Annotated in this window: 23 protein-coding genes; all 23 read right to left on the bottom strand. The window is 29.8% G+C overall.

Annotated features, from left to right (window positions below; translation table 11 throughout):
• Positions 1-41 precede the first annotated feature (41 nt).
• Complete coding sequence (gene phnW, locus IR151_RS20455) at positions 42-1,952, bottom strand: 2-aminoethylphosphonate--pyruvate transaminase (protein WP_227434369.1); 1,911 nt, start codon at positions 1,950-1,952, stop codon at positions 42-44.
• Positions 1,953-2,193: 241 nt separating this feature from the next.
• Positions 2,194-2,979, bottom strand: a complete 786-nt coding sequence (locus IR151_RS09940; RefSeq protein ID WP_227434368.1) for a DeoR/GlpR family DNA-binding transcription regulator — start codon at positions 2,977-2,979, stop codon at positions 2,194-2,196.
• 308 nt (positions 2,980-3,287) lie between these two features.
• Entirely contained in the window at positions 3,288-3,518 is a 231-nt protein-coding gene (dltC, locus tag IR151_RS09935; RefSeq protein ID WP_227434367.1) for a D-alanine--poly(phosphoribitol) ligase subunit DltC, read from the bottom strand.
• An 18-nt stretch (positions 3,519-3,536) separates the two neighbouring features.
• Complete coding sequence (dltB, locus tag IR151_RS09930; protein WP_227434366.1) at positions 3,537-4,685, bottom strand: D-alanyl-lipoteichoic acid biosynthesis protein DltB; 1,149 nt, start codon at positions 4,683-4,685, stop codon at positions 3,537-3,539.
• Positions 4,685-6,199, bottom strand: coding sequence for a D-alanine--poly(phosphoribitol) ligase (locus IR151_RS09925; protein ID WP_227434365.1), 1,515 nt, complete (start codon positions 6,197-6,199; stop codon positions 4,685-4,687). The genes dltB and IR151_RS09925 overlap by 1 nt, the downstream gene beginning before the upstream one ends.
• Before the next feature lie 14 nt (positions 6,200-6,213).
• Positions 6,214-6,354: a hypothetical protein gene (locus tag IR151_RS09920; RefSeq protein ID WP_227434522.1), complete on the bottom strand. Its 141-nt coding sequence runs from the start codon at positions 6,352-6,354 to the stop codon at positions 6,214-6,216.
• The gene (gene dltD / locus IR151_RS09915; RefSeq protein ID WP_227434364.1) at positions 6,320-7,510 is read right to left on the bottom strand and encodes a D-alanyl-lipoteichoic acid biosynthesis protein DltD; all 1,191 of its coding nucleotides are present in this window, start codon (positions 7,508-7,510) and stop codon (positions 6,320-6,322) included. The genes IR151_RS09920 and dltD overlap by 35 nt, the downstream gene beginning before the upstream one ends.
• A gap of 242 nt (positions 7,511-7,752) precedes the next feature.
• On the bottom strand, positions 7,753-8,724 hold the full coding sequence (locus IR151_RS09910) for a Gfo/Idh/MocA family protein (RefSeq protein ID WP_227434363.1): 972 nt from the start codon (positions 8,722-8,724) through the stop codon (positions 7,753-7,755).
• Between the two features lie 36 nt (positions 8,725-8,760).
• The gene (locus IR151_RS09905) at positions 8,761-9,780 is read right to left on the bottom strand and encodes a Gfo/Idh/MocA family protein (RefSeq protein WP_227434362.1); all 1,020 of its coding nucleotides are present in this window, start codon (positions 9,778-9,780) and stop codon (positions 8,761-8,763) included.
• 195 nt (positions 9,781-9,975) lie between these two features.
• A complete protein-coding gene (locus IR151_RS09900; protein ID WP_227434361.1) occupies positions 9,976-10,509 on the bottom strand; it encodes a putative ABC transporter permease in 534 nt (177 codons plus the stop codon).
• 101 nt (positions 10,510-10,610) lie between these two features.
• Positions 10,611-11,291, bottom strand: coding sequence for an HAD family hydrolase (locus tag IR151_RS09895; protein ID WP_227434360.1), 681 nt, complete (start codon positions 11,289-11,291; stop codon positions 10,611-10,613).
• Positions 11,292-11,319: 28 nt separating this feature from the next.
• Positions 11,320-12,609, bottom strand: coding sequence for a hemolysin family protein (locus IR151_RS09890; RefSeq protein ID WP_227434359.1), 1,290 nt, complete (start codon positions 12,607-12,609; stop codon positions 11,320-11,322).
• Positions 12,610-12,839: 230 nt separating this feature from the next.
• A complete protein-coding gene (locus IR151_RS09885; protein WP_227434358.1) occupies positions 12,840-13,514 on the bottom strand; it encodes a flavodoxin family protein in 675 nt (224 codons plus the stop codon).
• A gap of 25 nt (positions 13,515-13,539) precedes the next feature.
• Positions 13,540-14,883, bottom strand: coding sequence for a uracil-xanthine permease family protein (locus IR151_RS09880; protein WP_227434357.1), 1,344 nt, complete (start codon positions 14,881-14,883; stop codon positions 13,540-13,542).
• Between the two features lie 163 nt (positions 14,884-15,046).
• Positions 15,047-15,394 carry a TIGR03792 family protein gene (locus IR151_RS09875; RefSeq protein ID WP_227434356.1) on the bottom strand — a complete coding sequence of 116 codons (348 nt, stop codon included), beginning with the start codon at positions 15,392-15,394 and terminating at the stop codon, positions 15,047-15,049.
• Positions 15,395-15,513: 119 nt separating this feature from the next.
• Positions 15,514-16,914: a dihydrolipoyl dehydrogenase gene (lpdA, locus tag IR151_RS09870; protein WP_227434355.1), complete on the bottom strand. Its 1,401-nt coding sequence runs from the start codon at positions 16,912-16,914 to the stop codon at positions 15,514-15,516.
• A gap of 58 nt (positions 16,915-16,972) precedes the next feature.
• Positions 16,973-17,980 (bottom strand): dihydrofolate reductase family protein, encoded by a 1,008-nt coding sequence (locus tag IR151_RS09865; protein ID WP_227434354.1) that lies wholly within the window; start codon positions 17,978-17,980, stop codon positions 16,973-16,975.
• A gap of 28 nt (positions 17,981-18,008) precedes the next feature.
• Positions 18,009-19,406, bottom strand: coding sequence for an amidohydrolase (locus tag IR151_RS09860; RefSeq protein WP_227434353.1), 1,398 nt, complete (start codon positions 19,404-19,406; stop codon positions 18,009-18,011).
• 138 nt (positions 19,407-19,544) lie between these two features.
• Positions 19,545-20,810 (bottom strand): dihydrolipoamide acetyltransferase family protein, encoded by a 1,266-nt coding sequence (locus IR151_RS09855; RefSeq protein WP_227434352.1) that lies wholly within the window; start codon positions 20,808-20,810, stop codon positions 19,545-19,547.
• A gap of 17 nt (positions 20,811-20,827) precedes the next feature.
• Positions 20,828-21,805 carry an alpha-ketoacid dehydrogenase subunit beta gene (locus IR151_RS09850; protein ID WP_227434351.1) on the bottom strand — a complete coding sequence of 326 codons (978 nt, stop codon included), beginning with the start codon at positions 21,803-21,805 and terminating at the stop codon, positions 20,828-20,830.
• A complete protein-coding gene (locus IR151_RS09845) occupies positions 21,805-22,785 on the bottom strand; it encodes a thiamine pyrophosphate-dependent dehydrogenase E1 component subunit alpha (RefSeq protein ID WP_227434350.1) in 981 nt (326 codons plus the stop codon). Before IR151_RS09845 ends, IR151_RS09850 begins: the two co-directional genes overlap by 1 nt.
• Before the next feature lie 36 nt (positions 22,786-22,821).
• Positions 22,822-23,781: a methenyltetrahydromethanopterin cyclohydrolase gene (mch, locus tag IR151_RS09840; RefSeq protein WP_227434349.1), complete on the bottom strand. Its 960-nt coding sequence runs from the start codon at positions 23,779-23,781 to the stop codon at positions 22,822-22,824.
• A gap of 27 nt (positions 23,782-23,808) precedes the next feature.
• The gene (locus IR151_RS09835; RefSeq protein ID WP_227434348.1) at positions 23,809-24,543 is read right to left on the bottom strand and encodes an SDR family NAD(P)-dependent oxidoreductase; all 735 of its coding nucleotides are present in this window, start codon (positions 24,541-24,543) and stop codon (positions 23,809-23,811) included.
• Between the last annotated feature and the right edge of the window lie 99 nt (positions 24,544-24,642).

Below are 24,642 nucleotides of genomic sequence, written 5' to 3'. Positions count from 1 at the left end.
TTGTCTCTAAACTTTATAACCTATCAATGAACTTATATAATCTACATGTTGATAAATTTCTCGATTACCTCAGCTAATCTATCCATATCTTTTGGATAAACTTCTCCTATACTTCCTATTCTGAATGTATCTACATCAGTCAATTTACCTGGATAAATAACAAATCCATTTTCTTTTAGATAAGTGTAGAATTCCATAAATTCAAATTTTGCATTCTTAGGATATAGGAAAGTTGTTATTACAGGTGATTGAGCATCATCATTCACCAATGTATCAAACCCTAGAGATTTTAATCTCGAAGATATTGTAAATTGATTTTCTTTATATCTAGCATATCTTTTTTCAACAGAACCTTCTTCCTCTAGCTCTAGTAATGCTTGATAAAAAGCTCTTACAACATGTGTAGGAGAAGTAAATCTCCATTTACCATTATTATTCTCCATAGTTTCCCATTGAGCGTATACATCAAGAGATAAAGATTTAGCAATTCCTTTGCATTTAGCTAATTCTTCTCTGTTAGCTATTATAAAACCAAATCCTGGTACTCCTTGTATACATTTATTAGAGCTACTCACTAAAAAATCTATATTAAAGTCTTCAACATCAATTTTAATTCCACCAAAACTACTCATTGCATCAACTATGTAAACTTTATTATATTTTTTTGCAATCTTACCTATATCTTGTATAGGATTTAATCTACCTGTAGTAGTTTCACAATGAACCATTGATATATGTGTAATATCTTTATTTTCTTTCAATAAATTTTCCACTCTGTTTAAGTCAACTGCTTCTACATCACTAAATGTACAGTCAACATATTCTATATTTAAATAACTGCATATGTCCTTCATTCTCTTCCCATATGCTCCATTTGCAATTACAAGAAGTTTACCATTCTTTGGGATAGTGCTTCCTATTGTAGCTTCCACTGAGAAAGTACCACTACCTTGCATTAATACACTTGTGTATTTTTCTGTATTTTTTGTAGCTAAAGATACTAGTCTTCTTCTAACATCTTGTACTAAATCATTATATTCAACATCCCATGTACACCAATCTTTTAACATAGATGCTCTTACTGATTTAGTAGTAGATAATGGTCCTGGTGTAAGTAATATGTAATCATTTTCTGGTACAAAATCTGACTTAATTGTTTCATTTTCTATTTTTACTAAAACATCTTCTAATTCAGCCATAGTTTCTATAACAAAATGTGCTCCTGCTTCTTTAAATTTCTTTGAAACTGCTTCCATCTTAACTTTTAATTCTTCTTTATCCATATTTTCTACTTCTGCTTGTGTAAGTCCTAATTCACTTGAACCTTTTATTACAGCAACACTCCACATTCCAGCATTTACACCTTCTTTTACATCACTTAATGTATCTCCAACTTTTACCATAGCACTCATTGGAGATACTCCCAAAGCTTCAGCGTTTTTATAACACATCCAAGGATATGGTCTTCCTTGAGATACTTCTGATGGAGTTACAAGAAAATCTGGTGAATATCCCTTTTTAGCTGCATTTGGTTCAACTATATTCATCATTTCTCTTGTATAACCTGTTGTAGAACCTATTTTTAATCCATTTTGTCTTAATCTCTCAATAGTTTCAACAACATGAGGAATTGGAGTTGTATACTCTTCTAGAGTTTCAAATAACATAGGTTCAAATTCAGCATAAAGTTTGTTTACATCTTCCTCTGTTGGAAATCCTCCAAAATTCTCTGCCCAAATATTTTTTATTCTATCCATTTCGCACATTTCTCTTATATGATCTATTTTTAATTTTCCCATAGGTTTTCTTGCTTCTTCCATTGTTACATCTATACCTCTTCTTTTAAATATCTCTATAAATACATTAAGAGGTGCAAAACATCCATAATCTACTGTTGTTCCAGCCCAGTCAAATACTACTGCCTTTATTTTTTCTCCATATAACTTTTTCATATTTATAACCTCCATAGATTCTCATTTAGAATTTTTGTGTTTTTAATTGTTTTTACTTTTAAAGTATAACTTTTTCATGTTAATTATACATCATATTTAGGTTAAATGTATATTAAATTTATGTTTTTAGTTGTTTTTACTTGTTTTTAGTTTTCAATATAAAAATCACATTAAAACTCTATACAAAAAATTAAAATTTGTAATCTTCTTTCTAGGTTAAATCTATGAATTTTTATCATTTCTATTTTGCTTCTATCCATGTTATATTTGATTCATTTAATTTATCTCTCCATTCATTTGGAGGTTCTGCATCACAAATAACAAAATCTAATTCATTCAAATCAGCTATCTTGTACATACTTACAATTCCTATCTTAGAACTATCACATAATACAAAACTTTCCTTTGAATTTCTTATATACTCTTTTGACAATAAAGCTTTACTTTGGTCTATGCTACTAATTCCAAAGCTGTCAATTATACCTTCACTAGATATAAATGCTTTATCTACATATAAGTTTTTCATAGCATCTATTGACATCTGACATGCTGTTCTTTGATGTTTTAAATTTACTTTACCACCAATGAATATAACTTCTCCATCAAATACGCCTTGGTTTTCATATGAAATCAACTTTGATAGCACAGGATAAGAACTGGTGATAACCTTTAGATTTTTTATAGAAACTATGTAATCCACAATTTGTAAATTAGTAGTCCCTTCATCTATTACAATTGATTCATTATCATTCACAAATTTAGCTGCATACTTAGCAATACTTTGTTTCTTTTCTAAATTAGTGCTATTTCTTTTTATATGTTCTGGCTCAATTACTCCATAATTTATTTTTACAGCACCACCATAAACCTTTTTTAACTTATTTTCACTTTCTAATTCTTCCAAATACCTTCTTATTGTTTCCGATGATACTTCTAGTTTTTTTACTAATTCTTTAGTATTCACCTTTCCTTTTGCATCTAGCAGTTCTAATATTTCTTTTTTTCTATCTATTGAATTTAAAGACATTAAGTTCTCCTCCTAAATATGTATTCTACTTTTATAAGATTATAATTAACATCTAAGCTCATAAAGTAATTCTAATATATGACAAAAGATATTTCACTCAATTTAATATAGTATATCTTACAATAGATATTACTATTAATTTATATAGCATGCAATCTTTCATTCATACCTTAAACTTTTCACTATTTTATTATTTATACAACTAAGTTATATCTCTTTACAATAAAAAAATCCATCAAATATCAATATTAGATGGACTTTATAATCTTTTATTATGTAAATTAATAATTAAACGTTTAGTTATTAATTTATTTTCTTGTTTCTAAGAATTTTACTAAATTATTTACAGTAGACATGTCTTTTCTTTCTAAATCAGTTGGTTGAAGTTCTATTCCAAGTCTATTTTCAATCTCAAGTAAAACTTCAATTATAGCTAATGAGTCTAAAAGCTCTGTTTCAAATAAGTTAAGGTCTAAATCATCTCTTATCTCATCAGTTCCTAATACATCTTCAAATATTTCTATAACTGTTTCCTGCATAAATTTGCCTCCTTAAAATTAAGCTAAATATCCTGAGAATATCAATAATCCAAAACATACAATATGGAATGTAATGAAAATTTGAACTCTCTCAAACCATTTTTCTTTTTTATGTTTCTTATAAAATTTAGATTTTCTCTGATATATATCAGTTAAGACAAGTGCTAAGCCTTGATACACACCATAAGCAATGTAAAACCAAGTTAGTCCATGCCAAAATCCCATTGTTATCATTGTTATCATCTGAGCTACATGAGCAGCAGTAGTTCTTTTCTTAAATCTTTTCTTTCTCATTGAAGACATAACAAATCTTGAAAAAATATAATCTCCAAACCATCTTGAAAGACTTATATGCCATCTTGTCCAAAACTCTTTCATATCCTTACTTATAAATGGTTTATCAAAGTTTATAGGTACTTTTATTCCAAATATATATCCTGTACCTATAGCAAATAAACTGTATCCTGCAAAATCAAAGAACAGGTATAAACTATATGCATACATATAACTTAAAATGTTTATAAACCTCATATCTTTAGGTATTATTGACACCCAATATGTATTTATCAAAAATGCTATAACAAACTTATAACCTACTCCCATAACAATGTTTTTTATTCCAGGCAATAAGTATTCTTCTAGATACTCTTTTCTAGATATTTTCTTCTCTAAATCCTGTTCAAATCGTCTTGACCTGTCAATAGGACCAGAACTCAGTGTTGGAAAAAACAACATAAAATAAAGCATATCTGAAATCTTAACTTCTTTTATAGCACCATCATAAATTTCAATAACCATTTGTATAGCCCTGAAATTTAAGTATGATATTCCAATAAATCCAATCAATCCAAAAGATGTAACTGGAGATATTTTATTAATTATTATCGGAAGCATTGATGCAGACAAAAATCCCCAATATATATATTTGTTTTTAGTTTTTCTTCTTACATATTCGTATCCTTTGACTATTATTACTTCTAAAATGATAAATATCAACAAGTATTTAAACTGAACATCTATTCCTACAATCAAAAATATCATAAATAAACTTGCCAACATACCATAATACTTTATATTTTTACCCATTAAACCTAAAATCACTGCTGGTATTGATGTTAATAATAATATGTAAAGATAAAAATAATCTCCATACTGTGAAAAAATCATTAAATTTCCTCCATAAGTTTCTTTCTGTCTATTTTACCATTGATATTTGTTGGAAACTCAGAAATTATTGCAATATTTCTTGGAATCATATACGAAGGTATATACTTTCCTAGTTCCTTTTTTATCATCATCCCATTTTTGATATTACCTAAATCATTCTTCTCATTTAACTCAACAATACCTTTTAAATAAGCAATTTTTTCATCCTTATATATTGGTAAAACTACTGCGTTTTTTACATTATGAACTTTTCTCAAATTATTTTCTATATCTTCTATTTCAATCCTAAATCCATTTAACTTAATTTGAAAATCTTTTCTTCCACAATAGTATATATTTCCATCTAAGAGATATCCCATATCACCAGTTTTATAAGCTCGCCACTTTACACTATCTATTTCATCATAGAAAAATACTTCTTCAGTCTTCTCTTTATTATTAAAGTAACCTTTTGAAACTGATGGTCCAACTATTATAATCTCACCTTTTTCATTTTCTTTCAGTTCATTTCCATTTTCATCAAGTATTTTTATTTTACAATTTTGCATAGGATATCCAACTGGAAGGCTCTTTTCATCATCTATAGCTTCTTGAGTCATATCATTTACACTTACGCCAACAGTAGCTTCAGTTGGTCCATATCCATTGATAACTCTTGTATTTGGAAATCTACTCATAAGTTCTTTAGTAAGATTTTTTGAAAGTGCTTCTCCTATAAATATCATGGATTCAAGTTTAGGAAGCATCTTACTATTAAACTCTTTTTCTGTTACACATACACCTGCAAAAGAAGGTGTTGATACCCATACTGCAATATTAGATTCGCCAAATTGTTTGAATAGCTCTTTATAATCTGCTAGTACATCTTTTGATATTGAAAATAATGTAGCTCCATGAACAAGACCAGGATATATTGTTGTCACTGAAAGGTCAAAAGAATATGCTGCTTGATTCATTATTACTTTTTCACTTCCATCTATATTTAAATAAGGACTTATCCAATCTACAAAACTATCTAAGTTATTTGAACTTATTTGAACCCCTTTTGGCTTTCCAGTACTACCTGATGTAAATAGTATATATGCATTCTCGTCACCTTTTACCCAGTTTTCTTTATGTAATGACTTTCCTTTATACTCACTTATTATATCATTTAATTTATTCTTATCAATTACATTGATATCTCCAAAGTCTTTTTCATCACTAAAGTTAAATAATACTTTTGGCTTTACTTCCTTAGTAACTTCAAAAACTCTATCTAGTGGAAAACTAATATCAAGAGGAACATATGCTCTACCTGATTTTAAAGCTCCTATCATACATGCCATTATCATATTTTCTTTATTACCATAGATTACTATAGGAGTATCTTCTTCTTTGTATACATTTTTTAGAAAAACTGATATAGCATCTGAATACTCATTTAAATCTTTATAAGAAAGTTTATCTCCATTACATGTCAATGCTATTCTATTTGTATTTGAATATTTTTTTATTCCTTCAATAATTTTCATATAAAAATTCTCCTTTAAAATCCATTATAAATAAATGGCAACTCTTTAAATGGTGTAAATGTTAAAACACCTATTGCCAATATTATAATCATAGTTAAACAAATACTAGTTACTAATTCTTTATTGCTCTTTAAATATTTTAAATAATCTCTCACAGACATCTACCCATCCTTTCGTTCCAAGATGCATTACATCTCTTAAATAATATTTCTCTTTACCTTTATCTTTAAGATTCATAACTTCAAAGCCTTTACTTTCTGCTATATTCTGTGCCTTATCATAAAACTGATTTCTTTCTTTCTCAGAGATACCAGTTAAATCATAGAATTTGCCCATACTTGGAATTAGTACAACAACTGGTTTAATATCTAAGTCCTTGCATACATTTAATAAAAGCTTATAACTTTCAAATTCCTTAGATGTTACTAAGTCTATGCCCTTGTCTCTTCCTCTATATTGCTCTAGACCATCTTTAAAATGCTCATTGTAATAATACTTGTCAATGTTTAGAGGATTGTTACCTACTCTCTTCTTAGCATCTTCAATAGCTTTCTTTTTCTCATGTGACCAATTTATAGGTTTTTTTCTTCCTTCTTTTTTGTGTTTATCTAGCCTAATTAATTTCTTATAAAGTATCCCTTTTTCTTTAAGCTCTATACAGTATTTTCTCCCTTGAAAATAAGGCTCTAATAACACCTTCTCAGCTTTCTCATACACTGTCTTAGGTTCATATAGCTTGGCATACAATGCTTCTGCCTTATATTCGTCACTACCCCATAAAAGCTTACTTGATTTTTTTATATATTCAATCTTATTTTGTTTAGATATCTTTGGATTATCTAAAAAACGATAAAATTGTATTGGTGAAAACCTAGACTGGTAATGGTGACTTGTGACTCCATCTTTTTCCATAAACCATTGCATAGAAATTAACAAGACAACCTTCTTATTATCAATATTAGGATTCATACTTCCTAACACTGCAGCATCTTGTAATGTCTGAGTATAAGCTCTACCAATTGCAAATACTTTGTTTTTGCTCCTATCTGTATTAAAATAGTACTTTGGATGTTGTTTTGTTGAATTACTAAGTTCTGATGACCCCAAAATCATAATATCTTTTTCTCTCAAAAAATGATTATTTGCTGTAACACCTTTATCCTTTATATCACTTAAAGTATCATCCATAATTGGAAGTAGATTTTTCTCCCTCAAAAGTTCATCAGTTTTAGAATCAAGAAATTTGTCTAACCCAAATAAAAATACTACGCCTATTATAAATGGTGTAATAAAGTATATCAATTTTCTCATATTTTCTCTCCTCTAAAAATATTCAAATTTATGTTATTATTAATCATATTAGTTTTAATGTATATATTCAACTACAAAATTGTAATAAAATCTCCAAAACTTTTTTTTATTCTGTTACAAATTTGTAAAAAAAAAGAAGAAATTCACTGAAAAAGGAATCTTTTTAGTGATTTTCTTCTTTTTATAATTTGACATTTTAATACTTAATTGTGTATATAATTTAACTTATTTTAAAATTAAATTTACTCAAAAGTATATCTTAATCCCCATTGCTTTCTTATTTCATCCATTAAATTCATGACATCTATAGATGATTCTAGAGTATTGGCTTTTATTTTATTTAATATACAATTATTGACATATTCAATTTCATACTTTAAAGCTTTTTCTGTATCACCATATTCTAGAGTTTCAATTCTTCCACCATCTGTATAAATTATTGTAGCTTTTGATGCTCTTGGGAAATTTTCTACAGTTATAAATCCTAATTCACATGCAAGAATACCTCTTTTTGGCATCTTAGCTCTCATAGTTAATGATATTACAGCCATCTCATTCTCAGAATTCTTTAAAATTATTCCAGATTGTTCATCCACACCTGTTTCAAATTTCTTAACAGTTGTTAAAATTTCATTCGGTTGAGATGACATAAAGTACCTAGCAAATGAAAGTGCATATGTACCAATATCAAGCAATGCCCCACCAGCTAAATCTTGACTAAAAAATCTATTATTAACATCATAATCCTTGCAACTTCCAAAGGATACTTGTATCATTTTAATTTTTCCCAAACTTCCAGACTCTACTATCTCCTTTAATTTTTTATATAAAGGCATATAATAAATAGTCATCGCCTCTGCTACTATTAAGTTCTTTTCAATAGCTAAAGTTATAATATCAGTTAGTTGACTTCCATTTACTGTTATAGCTTTTTCACACAACACATGTTTACCATTTTTTAGACTTTTCATTATATATTCATAGTGATTGCAATGTGGAGTAGATATATACACTACATCTATATTCTTATTCTCTAGCATTTTATCATAATCATCATACACATTTTCTATATCAAACTTATTTGCAAAGTTTTTTGCTCTTTCAAGACTTCTTGAAGCAACAGCATACACTTTACAATTCACCTCACTCATAGCTTGTGCAAATTCTGATGCAATAGTTCCAGGACCCAATATAGCCCAATTTATATTCTCCATATTTACCACCTCATATCCTATATATTTTTAAATAAATTACAGACTGTCAGCTGGATAGACAATCTTTCCTTGTCTTCTTATCTCATCCATAATTCCCATTACTATCTTTGAATTTTCATGTGAGTTTATACCAGACTCTATTTTATTATTATTTATAAGAGTTATAAACTCAATAAGTTCATGATATATTCCTTCTATTTCTCTAGGTTTCTCTTCTTCTTTTTCCTTTAAAATAGATATATCTTCTTCAGTTCCATCTTTATATCTAATAACCACCCTTTCAAACAAATTAAGTTTTTCAATTATTATACTTCCCTTTTCTCCTTGTATCTCAGATGGTATGTAAGAATCAGCTATTTTAGAATACTGAACTACTGCATCCATACCATCATATTGGAATATAGCCAAACCTTCTCCATCTACTCCAGTTTGAAGCATATGAGAAAATGATTTCACACATTTTGGAGCACCAAATAGATTTATCATAGGGTGTATGCAGTACACTCCAATATCCATCAATGAACCATTTGACAGTTCTTTTTTAAATGCATTTTCTATAATTCCATTTTTATATTTATCATATCTTGAAGAATACTGACAATAGCTTCCAAAAAATCTTCTTATTTTACCTATCTTATGTAAATTTTCTTTAACTGCTTTAAAATTTGGAACACATGTAATTCTCATAGCTTCCATAAGCAATACATTATTGTCTCTTGCAACCTTTATCATTAATTTTACTTCCTCTAAGTTAGATGCTAATGATTTTTCACACAACACATGTTTTTTGTGTTTTAGACAGGTAATAGCTTGTTTTGAATGCATTGCGTTTGGAGAAGCTATGTATATAGCATCTATACCATCTGATTTAGCCATGGTTTCTAAATCGTCAAAAAACAGACTTGCCCCATGCATCTTTCCAAATTCCTTAGCTTTTTCTAAATCTCTTGAATATACAGCAACTAGTTCAAACTCTTCAATCCTAGATGTAGCTCTTAAAAATAGTTTTGATATATTACTTGTACCAATAATACAAAATCTTATTTTACTCACCATTCAAACACTCCTCATTCTTTATAATTTATTTTAAATAAGTAATACCATATAATAAATAATACTCTATATAAACTTTTGAAACTTATTAGAATGTTAACTTCATCAAATAAAAAAGAAAGCCAACTTTAAATGATTTCACCATTTTAGCATAGCTTTCTTTTAACTACAATCTAAACTTACCTTATACTTCTAAAGTTATATTATATCTCTATTTCCTCTCAGGAATTTTATAGTAAAAATTTCATCCACAAACAATGCTATCAATAATACAGTTGCTATAATTGGCCAATAAGGTATTATTAAACTATATAAATTATCAACTACATACACTTGAAGATACCTTACTCCAATAAAAGTCAATATAGTCCAGTACATAGAAAATTTTAAACATATTATTCCTCTATTATTGTACTTATAGTCTGAATAATCCCAATATACCTTATTAAAATATACCTTCATAATTATGCCTGTGATGTACTCTACTGTTGTTGGCACTACTAAACATAGTAAAAGCAATGCAAATATATTATTTGGGTCAATAAACCTTGAGACCTCTATTATAATAGACATTGCAATTGCATACATTGGTTTAAACGGACCATTCAAAAATCCATCTTCTTGAAAATGACCTTGAGTAAAATAACTATATAAATTTTCAATTATCCAACCTATAAAACCATACAAGAAAAAATTAAATAAAAAATATAATAGAGAACCTACACTATCCATGAATATTCCTCCTAATTGTTTATAATTATTTTTTCTCATATTCATGGATTTATTCTAAATCAAAGAAATTAAATTTAAATTCTTTGATTTAATATTTCATATTATAGGCTACAACATTCTTTAGATTCTAAACTTTTTAGGTATTCTCTAACTTCCAATAAATTTTCAAGTATCTTATGTGATTGTTCTTTAATTTGTTCATCTGGCTCTTTTAAGTCAGGTACATTTATACATTTTATACCCCCATTATAAGCAGCCTCTACTCCCATAGGGGAATCCTCTATAACAATGCAATTTTCTGGATTAACATTTATCTTTTTGGCTGCCTTTAAGAATATTTCTGGATTTGGCTTAGAGTTTACAACATCATCTCCACAAACTATAGCATCAAAGTATTCTTTTAAATTTGCTTTGGCTAATCTTTTAACTGCTCTTTCTCGTTTTGTAGAAGTTGCAACTGCCATTTTATACCCATTTTTCTTTAAAAAAGATATTAATTCATTAACTCCTAATTTGATAGGAGCTCCTTCTCTATCCATAAATTCAATCATATTTTTAGTTTTCTCATCATACAAATCTAATATCGGCACAGAGCTATCATATATCTTAGTAAGACCTTCTATTATCCCTTTACGATTCCTTCCCATAACAGATGTATATATTTCTTTAGTCATAGTATATCCATACTTTTCAAATGTCTCTATCCAAAATTCAAGAGAGATTCTCTCTGAATCAAACAAAACTCCATCCATATCAAAAATAATTCCTTCTACTTTTTGCATACAATTCCTCCAATATTTTTTGATATAATTATATTACACTTTTTATGATTAATTTTACAACCCTCAATTTATCCAATTCTAATATAGTAAAATTGTAATTTTCAAAAGTTACACTTTGATTTACTTTAATGTTTGAACCAAGCATATAGGATATCCAACCACCTATACTATCAAATCCATCATGTTCTATATCAAGCCCAAAGTATTTATTGATATCATTGATTGATTCAGTTCCATCAACTAAGTAAGAACTTGTTCCTATTTTCTTAATATGAGTTTCTTCTTTATCAAATTCATCTTGAATTTCTCCTACTATCTCTTCCAGTATATCTTCAATTGTTACTACACCAGATGTACCACCATATTCATCTACCACTATAGCAAGTTGGAGTTTTTCTTTTCTTAATTTCTCAAGAGCCTTATCTATAGTACAATTTTCTGATATATATATAATATCTCTAAGTATTTCTCCTAGTTCAATTTTATTTCTGTTTATTTTTTGATTATACAAATCTCTTATATGTACAAATCCTAATATATCATCTTTATTTTTCTTACATACTGGATACCTAGTAACACCTTCATCTCTCAAAATAGATAATATCTTTTCCTCCGAGTCACTTTCATATATACAAATCATATCAGTTCTAGGTACCATTATCTCTCTAATTTTCTTTTCTTCAAATTCAAAAATATTGTCAACTAATCTTTGCTCTGATTCATCTATAAGCCCACTTTTATAGCTTTCTTCAACTAATAATCTTATTTCATCACCTGTATGTGGCTCATCAACTTCATCTGCTTGTGAATATCCAAATGGCTTAAGAAATAAATCAGTGCTTAGATTAAAAAAGTATATTATTGGATATGTCAATTTATAAAATCCAATCAACAAAAAAGATGTACTTAGCATTATTCTCTCTGTATTATAAAGTGCTAAGGCTTTAGGAACAAGCTCCCCTATTACAACTTCTACCATTGTTATAATTAAAAAGGAAATAGAAATTGATATTGTATATATAACACTTTCACTAAGATTAAATATACTTATTATTGGCAATATTAACTCTTTAACTGTAGATTCTCCCATCCATCCTAGTGCAAGTGAACAAAGTGTTATCCCAAGTTGACATGCAGAAAGATATGAATTTAGATTATCTTTTATTATTTTACACCTTTTAGCATTATTATTACCTTCAGCTATCATAGTATCTATCCTAGAACTACGAAGCTTTACCATAGCAAATTCACAAGCTACAAAAAATGCATTTATTAAAACAAGTACTATTATAAGTGTTACATTTAATAACTCCCGCATAAAATATTGGCCCTTATAATCTTATAACATAAGAAATTTATAAGAACTCAAAGTTCCCCCCTTATATTTATAAAATTTAATTTATAATATATATTCTATCATATTTATTAATATATCTTATTTTATTACAAATAATTTTAAATACAAAATTACCCCTCTTAATATTTATGATGGGTTGTATAATATATTAAGAGGGGCTAATTAAATTTTACGTATGGGCAATATAAATTTTAGTGGTCTTTTACAGGACTTTTTTCAGTTTCACTTGTTATTCCTAATTCTTCTTTTTCAATATTCCATTTTTCAAGACCATATTTAGATATTTTAACAGCTTCTGCTAGACCTCTCCCAAGTCTTTTTATCGTATTCATGCCTACTTCATCATCTTTTGCACCTTGTTCTTTTGCATCTTTACTCCAAATACTAGCACCAGTGTATCCTCCAATAAGTCCTCCTGTTACCAATACCTCATGCATTAAAAAGAAATTTATTATTGGTAATCTGGCCATTTCTTGTCCACCATATCTAGTTCCACCAGTAGTTATAGCAGCTCCTACTTTATTTTGCAAATTACATCCATGTACTAAATACATATGTCTTAATCTATTTAACACAGCAGTCAATTGAGCAGTTATTCCCATATCATAAACAGGAGAACCTATTATAAATCCATCTGCTTCTAACAATTTTTTCTCTAGTTCGCCCATATCATCTTGTATAGTACATTTTTCTGCTTTTCTCATACAAGCATCACAATGTATACATGGACCTATATTTTTTCCTCTTACAGTCCAAAAGTCAGTTTCTATTCCTGGTATTTCTTTAGCTTCCTCTAAAGCTTGTAGTATTGCATATTCAGTTGCTCCTTTTCTTGGACTTCCACATATTCCTAGTATCTTAGCCATAACTATACCTCCCACAAATTTTAATTTAAGCCTCTATGTTTATATCATTAGACTTATTCGATTTTATTGATAATATATATTTAATTATCATTGCTACAATAAATACTGATACTATACAAGAATTTCCAACTAAGGTTCTAATAATCTCTGGAAACTTTTCTAAAGTCTGAGGAACTGAAGTTATACCTATACTTAAGGTAATTGAAACTCCTGCTATAAGATTGTTATCTGACGTAAATCCACATTGACTTATCATATCATAACCAGCCATAGCAATTGATGAAAATACGATTAAAGCGACCCCTCCTATTATGCATGAAGGTATAGTAGTTATTATTGCACCCAATAATGGCGAAAATCCAACTAAAATTAATACTACTCCTGTAATTGACAATACAAATCTACTAGTAACTTTATTTATAGCTACGATTGCAGCATTTTGACCAAATACTCCTGTTGGTATTGAACTAAATACAGATGCAATTATAGATGTTAATGCATTTCCCATTGTAGCAGACTCTAATTCTTTATCTGTAACCTCTCTATTCATAGCTCCCATTGTAGCAATTGTTGCTGCTCCCATCATATCAGCTATAGCTACCATAAATAAAATGGCAAACATTAATATTAAATCAAGTCTAAATTCTAGACCAAATGCCAATGGCTTTGGAAAAGAAAGTATTGATGTCCCTTGAATTGCAGAAAAATCAACCAATCCAAATGCAAGTGATACTAAATAACCAAATATTATACCTATTAAAATTGCAGCATCTTGAACCAAACCCTTGCCAAATTTCATAAGCAAAATTATGACTACAACAACTATAAGTCCTATTGCGAAATTTATAGGTTCTCCAAATGTGGCTGAGCCTTCTCCCCCAGCTAAATTTTTTACAGCGGTTGGAAATAGACTAATACCCATACAGGCAATCATTGTACCTGCTATAATTGGAGTAAATAAATGTCTTATCTTCTTAATTCCAAAGGCTATAAAAAACACTACTATTGCCCCTCCAATTTGAGCTCCAAAAAGAGCTTTAAGCCCATATTTTCCAGCTACTGAAAGACATGCACCTAAAAACACATAATTTGTTCCCATTATTACAGGAAGCTTTGAACCAAGCCTATGCCCTTTAAATAGTGGTATTGAGTACAATTGTAGTAAAGTTGCTATTCCAGCTACCAACATAGCACCTTGCATAAGCATAGTTGACATCTGTTTATCAAGCCCTACTATATTCGATATAAGCATAGCTGGAACCATATTACCAGCTATCATTGAAACAAAATGCTGTAATCCTAAAGGTAAAGCTTCCTTAAAAGGCGGTTTCCCCTCTAGATGAAATTTTGATGTATCGTGCTCTTTCATAAAATAAATCCTCCCATAAATTTTATTTTTCTTTACGACCATGAATTTATTAACAATTAATTTTGAGCTATACACATCTTAATCTAGTTAATTCTTAACTTAAATGATATTTATTTTAACTAAAATATTATTTATGTATAGTTGTTTAGTGCACTTAATCTTATTATTTATATTCTCTAAGTTTATACTTTTTATTGACATCATGCTCTGCTCTTACAAACTCTAAATTTCCTTCTCCCATTAATTCAGACATTCTTTTCTTTCTATCATTTAGCCAATCTTTATCAATATTTTTATAGTACTTGTAATCTGTCCAATATATTATTGATGTTATTTCTCCTGGATTACTTTCACTAATCCATATCTCAGAACCAGCAAATCCTTCTAATAATTCTAGACCTTTAATCCAAATCTCATAATCTAATTGTAAGTACTTTTCTATTAATTTAGTATCTATCCTAAAAGTTAGCTCTTCAATAAATAAAGGTCTTTCAAATGATTTTAATTTCATATTATATACTTCCCTCTTTAATATTTGACTACTTTTTTATTTAAATGCTTTTTACATTTAAGTACTTTTAACATAATATTCTTGCATATAACCACTCTTCATTTTTACTTCTTGCAAGACTACCTTCTAGCAGGAGGTACATGTATTGCTTTACCTACTATTCCCATAGTAGCTTCTGCAAAAGCTTCTGATAAGGTTGGATGTCCATGCATAGTACTTGCAACTTCTTCAACTGTCAACATTGCTTTCATTGCAATTACAGCTTCATGAATTAAATCACTAGCATTAGGCCCTATGATATGAACCCCATATATTGTAGTCTTATCTTTTGAAGCAATTACCTTAACCATACCATCTGAATCATTCATTGTAAGAGCTTTTCCATTACCAGAAAACTGAAATTTACCAACGACATAGTCTAAGTTTTTATTTTTGGCTTCTTCTTCAGACAATCCAACTGTAGATACCTCTGGAAAAGTAAAAATGGAATTTGGTACTAAGTCATAATCTACACTTGTTTTTTCCCCTACAATTCGTTCAACAACTACTTTGCCTTCTTCAGATGCAACATGTGCAAGCATTATTCCTCCAATTACATCTCCAATTGCATAAATACCTGGTACAGATGTGCAGTAATTTTCATCGACTTTTATTCCCTTTTTATCATATTTGATGCCTAAATTATCTAGATTTAGTCCATCTACATCTAACTCTCTTCCTGTAGATACAAGTACATTATTACAAGCAATCTTTGTTTTTTCTCCATTCTGATTTATATCTACTACTAGTTCTTTATCACTCTTAGATATTTCTTCTACTTTTGATGAAAGTAGTATTTTAATCCCCCTTTTATTAAGTAGTTTAGTTAACCTACTAGATACCTCATTATCAACCATAGGAATTATATTATTCAAGAACTCAACTATAGTTACATCTGAACCAAATTCATTTAAAATTCCTGCAAACTCAATTCCTATAACTCCACCTCCAATTATTACTAATTTCTGAGGCAACTTAGTTATTTCTAAAGCTTCTTTACTTGTTATTACTCCCTCCAAATCAATCCCTTTAATAGGAGGCTTAGAAGATTTTGAACCAGATGCAATTAAAATATTTTTTCCTTTAATTATCTTCTTTGAGCCATCTTCTAATTTTATCTCTACAGAATCCTTACTTATTAACTTTGCTTCTCCCTTTTCTACAGTCACTTTATTTGCTTTTAATAATCCTTTTACACCACTAGTTAAGGTCTTAACTATATGTTTCTTTCTTTTCTGAACTTTTTCCAAGTCTAATTTATATTCATCAACTTTTATCCCATATTCTTCAGCATAATTAAAATAATTTAAAACCTGTGCATCTTTAAATAGTGTCTTTGTAGGAATACAACCTGTATTTAGACAAGTACCTCCAAATTCATTCTTTTCTACAATTATAACTTTTAACCCCAGTTGAGCTCCTCGAATCGCTGCAACATACCCACCTGGACCACCACCAATTACGATTAAATCAGCGTTCATATTTATTTTTCCTCCTTTTAAGTTATAGATATTAATATCTATAATTAAAATTTTAGTATCAATATTTATAGCTTGTTAAATCTACTTTATTTTTAATACCATAACAAAGTTTCTGACGTGTAAAAATAAAATTATTTCTATGCATTCCTACTATCAATAGTTCCGAATGTGGATGTTCTAAATGGCTATAAGCTGTTGTACAGCCTGGAGTCATTTTCCCACCAACAAATACCATGGAATAATTCATAAAATATTCGTCTAATAATTCATTTTCAATTAGGTGAGTACAGTATGAAGGAGATTCGATACACATTTTTTCTATCCCTAGACTTTTAAGTACATAAAGTAATATCTTAGAGTCTGGAGTACTATCTTTACCAGTAACAATTACAGGACAAACATCAAAATCTTTGTATAATTCTTCAAATTTATAATCATCAACATCCTTAATTGAATTAAAACTCCCTATACATATGTGTTTTAAAGGAGAATTTTCTTTTATATAATCCCAACCATTTGGAGATGTGGCTATAACCATTTTATATTCCTGACTCTTATCAACTCTAAATGTATAATGGTCAAATGGAATATCTCTAGCATCAAAAGAAACTACTACTCCACATGGCTGATATTTTTTATTTAAATAGTCTTTTCTTTGCTGTGTCAAACTTTCATCAAATACATGACATGTTATCCCAGGTTCATTTTGCAACGTTCTAGCCCCTATAATTACAGCATCTGAATATGCTCTTAGAACATTTAAAACCCAAAAATCTGCCAAGGCTCCATCTGGATCAACAAAATTATTTTTTCCAATTAAAGGGCCTGCTTTATTGTCTTCATATGCCATTTTTCCATCAGATGAAAGCACCATAGATGAAAATATATATGGTCTTTTATCTTTTGATTTTGGAAAAAACAACTCTGTATAATACTCTAAAGCATCTGGTATACAGATATTTTCATTAGATTCTTCTTTTAGATTGTCTAATATCTTTTCATTTCTATTTAATACATTTATTTTTAAGTTATGTTTTGGTATATTGAAAAACTCAAGCTTATTCATACTTTGACCACCTTCTCTCAATTATTTTTTATAATCCATAAATTCTTTTTCCCCATTGCATATTTCCTAGACCAACATCCTCTATTAACTTACTTGATATTTTTTGAGTTTTATAGATTACTTTTTCTTCATCTATATTAACTATTTGATTCTTATCCATAACTACTTTTCCATCTATAATAGAAGTTTCTATATTATTTGGAGTAGATGAATATATTAATGAACTAATTGGGTCGTGAACTGGTATAGAAATTGCACTTTTATATGGATTATAAATTATAATATCAGCATTTTTTCCTATCTCTATTGACCCTAAGCAGTCTAATTTATTTATGGATTTTGCTCCTCCAAGTGTTGCCATTTCCAGTACACTTGACGAAGGTAAAAGCTTTGCATCTCTATGAGTAACTTTTTGTAATAATGTAGTCATTTTCATTACTTCTAACATATTTTGAGTATCATTACTCGCTGAGCCATCACAAGCTAAACTTATAGTCAATCCATTTTCAATAAGCTTTGGAATTGGTGCTACTCCTGCTGCTAGAACCATATTAGATACTGGATTATGAGATATTTTAACATCATATTTTTTAAATAACTCTATGTCTTCATCTGACATTTGTATGCAGTGGACTGCAATAAAGTCAGGCCCTAAAATTCCTACTTTTTCAAGATATGGCACAGTCTTCATACCTCTATCTTCTAAACAGTATTTATCATCGTCCTTAGTCTCAAGTAAATGCATAGTTATTGGAATATGAAGCTCATTGGCTATATTTCTCATTTCTTTGTATCCTTCTTCTGTGTTATCCCATATAATACCAGGAGCTAATGCTAAACTTATTCTCGAGTGGTCTCTATATTTTTTATCTAATCTTCTGACATCATCAAAAAACTTTTGTTCTGTATCATGATAGGTACAACCAAATTCTTTTGGGAATTTGCTTGTATCTGTAAATCCTCTACCAAGTATTCCTCTTATTCCTAAGTCTTCAAATGCTTGAATTATACTATCATCAAGACCTTCTTTTCCATGACAGTACATATAGTCAAGTATAGTAGTTGTACCTGTTCTAATTGCTTCTATACATCCTGTTAAAGCTGCATAATAGCAACATTCTTCATCTATTTTATGTATAGCTCTTCTAACAGAGCTATCAAGCCAGTCTAACAATAATTTATCTCTTCCTAATCCCTTTAGCAAAGTCTGAAATAGATGAGAATGAGTACTTATAAATCCAGGTAAAACAAATTTCCCTCTAGCATCTATAATTTTTTCAGAGATGTATTTTTCTAGTAAATTCGTCTTTCCTATATCAATTATCTTGTTCTTTTCAATTATTATACAAGCATCATTTAGTATTTTCCTCTCATTATTCATTGAAATTAGATAAGCGTTTTTAATTATCAAATCTACTTTTCTCATGTAGTAACCTCCATATAATTTTTTGCTATATCTTAATTTTGACAGATAGTTTGGAGAGAAAAAATCTTTCGAGAAACGCATAACAAACTATCTGTCAGATTACTGGTATACTATAAAATCACTTTAAATCTGGCTGAATTACATCCATCTAAAATCTAAAAGATTTTGTGTGACTTCTTGAAGAAAACGTGCTCCAGGAGCTCCGTCTACTACTCTATGGTCATGAGTTAAACTCATATTCATTGTTGAACCAGCGTAAAATGCACCATCTTTTACAAGAACTTTTTCTATTATACTTCCAATACCTAAAATTGCACTTTCTGGTGTATTTAATACTGGGGTAAAGTATGTTATTCCAAACATCCCTAAGTTAGTTATAGTAATAGTTCCATTACTCATTTCATCAGAATTTAACTTGTTATTTTTAGCTCTATCACTTAAATCACTTAGTTCAATACATATTGTTTTTAAATCTTTTAAATTTGCATTTTTTATTATAGGTACCACCAAGCCATTTGGAATGTCTACAGCTACACCTATATTAATTTCGCTACTTACTTTAAAATGATTTTCATCAACTATTTGTGTTCTAAGTTTAGGATGATTTTCAAGTGCTTCAGCTACAGCCTTTATTATAAGAGCTGTATAACTTAATTTAACTCCTACTTTTTTATACTTTTCTTTCAATCCTTTATATACTTTTGATAAGTTAGTAATTTCTAATTCAGTGGCAATTGTAGTTTGAGCTGTTGTCAATAAACTCTCATGCATTTTTTTTGCTATTACATTTTGCATTGGTGTCATCTTAGTTACCAAATCATTTTCTCCTATATTTACCTTAATGTTATTAACTTGAGAAATATTGGTAACTTCTTGCCGTACTTCTTTTTCTACTACTTTATTTTGATTGACTTCCATAACTTCTTCTACTGGATTATTGTTCATGAAATTTTTCAAATCATCAATTGTTATTGAACCATGTATTCCTGTACCCTCTATATTTGAATAGTTAATTCCTTTTTCCTCAGCTATTTTTTTAGCTCTCGGAGTTATTTTTTTGTCTATATTTAAATCTTTTTTCTTAGTTGCATTTTCTAAACTTAAAATATCTACCTCTTTTTCATTATCAGTTTTATCTATCAAATTAAATCCACTAATATCTTCATTGGCTTCTGCAATTATACAAATTAGTTCTCCACAATTAGCAATATCGCCCTCTTCAAAAAATTTTTTTCTCAATACCCCACTTTCTGGTGCTTCAACAGTATTAGTAATCTTGTCAGTTTCAACTTCTAAAATTTCATCACCCTTATTTACTACACTTCCTTCTTCAATCAACCATGTGCCAATTGTTCCTTCCTCCATAGAAAGACCAAACTTCGGCATCTTAACCTCTGTAATCATTGTTTATCCTCCCCTAACTAATATTGCATAACTTCCTTACAAGCCTTAATTAGATTTTCTAATTTTGGTAGAACAAAATCCTCTAAAACTGGTGCATATGCTACTGGAGCATCAATTGATGTAACTCTTTTTATTGGTGCACTTAGATACTCAAATACATCTTCATTTATCATTGCAGATATTTCAGCAGCCCATCCTCCAACTCTTGGACCTTCTTGAGCAATAACCAATCGACTAGTTTTCGCAACTGACTCTACTATAGTTTTTTTATCATAAGGAAATACAGTTCTAAGGTCGATTATCTCTACACTAATCCCTTCTTTTTCAAGTTGACTTGCTGCTTTATGTGCTAACCCTAACATCATTTGAGTAGCTACTATAGTAATATCACTTCCAGTTTTTTCAATCTCAGCTTCATATAGAGGAATTTCATATGGCTCAACTGGCACTTCTCCTTTAACATTGTATAGCATTTTATGTTCTAAAAATAATACAGGATTATCGTTTTTTATAGCTGAAAGCAACATCCCTTTAGCTTCATAAGGTGTTGTTGGTGAAACTACTACAAGCCCAGGTGTATTCATAAACCATGACTCTGCACAAACTGAATGATGATATGCACAGCGTATACCACCTCCCTGTACAGCACGAACAGTAATTGGGCAATGTGCTTTTCCTTGGAACATAAAATTTAATTTTGCTGCATTATTTACAAGTTGGTCAAAACAAACTCCCAAAAAATCTGCAAACATTATCTCTGGAACTGGTCTTAGTCCACAAAGTGCTGCACCATTTGATAATCCCAATATAGCTGATTCTGATAAAGCTGTATCTTTTATTCTATTTGGCCACTTAGCCATTATTCCTTTAGTAATCCCAAAATCTCCACCCATTTTAGCTACATCTTCACCTAGTATAAAAACTCTATCATCATTTTCCATAGCTTGATGAAGTGCTTCATTTATTGCCATTCCATATGAAAGTTTTCTTCCCATTATCTTATCTCCACCTCTCTATCAACATATGTGTGTGTAACTGCATCTTTAATATCTGGTGATGGACTCTCCAATGAGAATCTCAGCATTTCTTGAACATCAGCCTCTATTTCTTCTTCTATTTGCTTAAGTGATTCATCTGACATACCTTCTCTTTCAATAAGTATCTTTCTAGTTAACTTGATTGGGTCTCTATCTTTCCAATACTTAACTTCTTCTTCAGGTCTATATGCTGCTGGGTCTCCTGCAAAATGACCTTGCCAGCGATAAGTGAGAAATTCTATTAAAGTTGGTCCTTCACCTTTTCTTGCCCTATCTGCTGCTATTTCCACTATCTCAATTACTGCTTCTACATCATTTCCATCTACCCTATAACTTGGAATCTCATACCCCTCTCCCCAAGTTTTTAATTCTTTTTGAGGATGTGAATCTGTATAGTGTGTAGATATAGCATATTGATTATTAAGTAGGCAATATATTATAGGAAGTTTCCATGTTGCTGCCATATTAAGACTTTCGTGGCAAGTTCCTTCTCCTAAAGTTCCATCTCCTAGAAATACTGCTGTAACATCATCTGTTTCTTTATACACAGATGCAAAAGCTGTACCAAGACAAGTTACCATAGTTGAACCCTGTATTCCATTAAACCCCATATTTCTACATTCAATATCATTTATATGCATTGAACCGCCTCTACCACCATTTATTCCTGTAGCCTTAGCAAAAATTTCTGCCATTACAAGTTTTGGGTCAGTACCACAAAGTGCTATAGTTCCATGACCTCTATGGTCTGGAAATTTATAATCTGTTTTTCTAAGTGCATCAACTATGCCTGCTTGACAAGCTTCTTGCCCTATACTTAAATGAACAAATCCTGGTATTGTTCCATTGGCAGCATATACTTCTATTACTTCTTCAAATCTGCGAATCATAACCATGTCACGGTATAATTTTTCTAATCTTAACTTACCTAATGCCATCTTATCTCCCCCTGAATCAATAAATTTTTAAGTTGTTTATTTTAAGAAACTTTTTTCAAGTACTGAGTAATTTATTTCTCCTGCCGAAAATGATTTCCCAGTATTTATATTATGTATCTGTATTTTGCCTATTGAGTGTACATCATGGTCTACATAGAAAAAGTCTCTTCCTGCCTTCTCAAATACATCTTCAAACAACTCTCCATAATTTGGAGACGAAGTTTTCCCTGCCAACTGGTGTATAGTTTTTGCAATAGCAGTATCAGTCGAATCCACCCAAAACTCAGTTTCACTACCATAAATCAATGCATCATTTATTCTTCCCATAGTCTTAAGTTCATCTTTTAATACAGGTGCGATTGGTGCTTTTCCTCTAGCAAGTACAATTTGACCTGCATCAAAGTTTTTTTCAAACATCTTATGGCATACTTGCTCAATAATTCTTGCTGACACTTGCATTGATGCTACAATACATGTACTTGGTGAAATTAATATATATGTGTCTTCTGGTTTTACTTTACAAGCATTTGCAACCTCTAAGACCGTTTCATCATTAGGATATTTTATATCTTGGATACATAGGACTGCCTCATGATAAGTGTCTTTATATGGAGTCATTTCAAAATACCAGTCTGATTTAACTCTTGCTAAAGCTCTTGCTGGTCCTGACCCAATAGTTGCAAATTCACCTTCTCCAAGTTTCCATCCAGCAATCTGTGAACCCATACATGCAATCAATGGTTTATCTATAAATACTTCAACTGCTGAGAAAGAATATTCATCATTTAATTTAAAATCTCCTAATGATACTGTTCCTAGGTCGCCTATAGAAGCCCTAGTAAATAAAACACCTGCTTTCCAGCTTCCACTACAATTTAATCCCATATCAATTATAGTTGCTCCACAATCCATCTTAACAACTTCACACCCTAATGCTTCTGCATCTTCCAGTATCTCTCTTACTACCACCATAGCTTTCTTGTTTAAACTTATCATCTTTATACCTCTCAATATATATTTTATTTATGCCTTCTTCCCACATACATCAATTGCAGCTCCCATTATTGGACTTGCTTCATCAGATGCTAAGAAAGTTACAACTTTTGATACTTCTTCCACTTGCAACATTTCTTCAAGTGGTATCGTAACTGCATCATCATAGTCAAATCTTTTTCTTGTATATTCAGTATTAGTCATACCTAAATATATTGCATTTACATTGATTCCATACTCTTTTACTTCTTCTGATAAAGTTTGAGTAAAACTTACCATCCCACCTTTAGAAGCAGCATATGCCCCAAAACCCGGAAAAAAATGTTTTGCTGCTGTAGAACTAATATTTATTATTTTTCCATACTTTTTATCAATCATTGTTCTAAGAACAGCCTTAGTACAATAAAAAGTTCCACTTAAATTAGTCTTTATCTGAGCATCCCAATCTTCAATTGTAGTATCAACTACTGGAGCTGATTTATGGAGAGCTACATTATTAATCAATACATCTACACGCTCAAATTTATCTATTACTTCACTAAAACAAACTTCTACTTCTTCTGGTTTGCTTACATCACAAACTGAAACAAAGGCTTTACCACCAGATTTAATGATTCTTTCTGCAACATTATCCAATTTACTTTTAGTTCTACCAATTAAGACTACTGTTGCTCCTTCAATAGCAAAATCTAAAGCAAATCCTGCTCCTAATCCTTGCCCTCCTCCTGTTATCACAACAACCTTATCTTTAAATCTTAAATTCACAATCCATCACATCCTCTACATTCTTATAATTCAAACTTATATTTAGAAAAATATCTTACATTACAATATCTAAAGTATTTTAAATAAATATCTTTTTAC

Source organism: Clostridioides sp. ES-S-0006-03, assembly GCF_020662275.1.
GTDB lineage: Bacteria > Bacillota > Clostridia > Peptostreptococcales > Peptostreptococcaceae > Clostridioides.
Note: the sequence above shows the minus strand (reverse complement) of the source record. Positions and strands in the feature narration are given on the sequence as shown.